This window comes from Halobaculum sp. EA56, assembly GCF_051195075.1.
In the GTDB taxonomy this organism is placed as follows: domain Archaea; phylum Halobacteriota; class Halobacteria; order Halobacteriales; family Haloferacaceae; genus Halobaculum.
Window position 1 is genome coordinate 1 of the sequence record NZ_JBNTJX010000078.1, and the last position, 1,626, is coordinate 1,626.

The following is a 1,626-nucleotide window of genomic DNA, read 5'->3' on the forward strand; positions in this document are numbered from 1 at the left end:
CTACGGCACCGAACTCGGCGACCAGATCCCCGACGACGTGACCTCGGAGATCCAGTCGTCGCGCGAGGCCATCGTCGCCGGCGAGATCTCGGTCCCCCAGGACCCGAGCAACGTCTGAGGCCGCGCGGCGGGATCTCCGCTCGACGGCCCCGGGCCACGAACGATAGCCTGTGGCGGTCGGTCCCGATCGCGCGCCGCGGTCCCGTCCCGGAACGGCGGGGTCGAAGCGACCTCCGCGGGCCTGAGTACCCCGCTCAGTCGATTCGGCGCCGACGCGAGATCAGTAGCGCAACCGACCCGCCACCGACGCCGAGGAGTTGCACCCCCGGCGTCCACGCGATCGATTCGCTGGTCGTCGAAGGCTGCGGGATCGACACGGTCAGACTGGCGGTCTCGCCGCCCTCGATGGTGATGCTCTCGACGTCGAACAGCTCCTGCTCGTCGATCTCGTCCTCGTCGAACGGTCCCGGCAGGACGAACGAGGCGAGGTGCAGCGTCCGTGTGTCGGCACCCTCGGGGAGTCTGAACTCGACGGTCACCGACGTCGGGTCGTTCTCGTCGTCGAACTGGAACGACTTGTCGACGATGACGACGGCCCCCAACTGGCTCTCGTTTTCCTGTCTCAGTACCGATGGGTTGTTCGTGACACCCTCCCTGGAGTTGCCTAACGCCGCCATGAGGTCGTTCGGCCAGTAGGACGGCGGGTCCGGCGGACGCTCGCCCGCCCCGAAGTCGACCTGCCAGTAGACGACATCGGGCTCTTCGGTCGTAGCCGTTGTCGTCGTCTCGGTCGGGGTGTCTGTTGGTGTCTCGGTCGGGGTGTCTGTTGGTGTCTCGGTCGGGGTGTCGGTCGGCGTCTCGGTCGAGACGCAGAAAATTACGTTGCTGATCGCCGGGCTGGTCCCGAAGTCGACGAAGCCGCTCGTCCCGCCGGGGTACTGATCGACGGTCAGTCCGCCCTTCACCTGGACGACCTCGACCTCCTGATCCGAAGTCCAGTTGAACGATGTCGGTTCGCCGTCATCGTCCGTGCTCACATTGGATATCGCTACCCCGTTCGGGCTACCCTCGGGGACGAAACTACCGTTATCCACGCTCTTGTTCCACTCGTACTTGGCGAGCAACTCGGTCCCGTCCGGGCAGGTGTTCGGCGGACCCGGTTGCGCCTGCTGTTCCTGTTGCGCCTGTGCGCCCGGGCCGGGGACGGCGATGGGTGTTCCGGTCGTCGCCACGACCGCCCCGCTGACGGCGGTGAGAACGACTAGCAGGGCGAGCGCGGATCCTGCGAGGTTAGACTCCACGAACGGTCCCTCCGTCGGCCGCCCGTGCCGGCTCGCCGGTCGATGCTCCCGCAGTCCGTCGTCGAGGCGGATCCGTGCTCAGCACGCTGACGTGCAAGAGATACCCGAGTAAAGCTATTCACAGCCAAGAAATAGCTATCCAGTCCATATTTCGCCGTAGTGGGACACTAGCGGTAACCGCGGCGGCCGATAGAACGGAGAAACCGCCCGACATACCGGCTGTCGGGGAGGGACGGCCGTCTCCGTGTGAAACGCGCCGTTTATCCCGTCCCCGCCGAAACGCCCGGTGACATGACGGAGGCCGTCCGCCTCGACGGGATAACGA

The 1,626-nt window shown here is 66.1% G+C and carries 1 protein-coding gene; it reads right to left on the reverse strand.

What is annotated here, in order from left to right; genetic code table 11:
• Positions 1-254: 254 nt before the first annotated feature.
• Complete coding sequence (locus ACQUQ1_RS22130; RefSeq protein WP_435066347.1) at positions 255-1,301, reverse strand: hypothetical protein; 1,047 nt, start codon at positions 1,299-1,301, stop codon at positions 255-257.
• Positions 1,302-1,626: the final 325 nt, after the last annotated feature.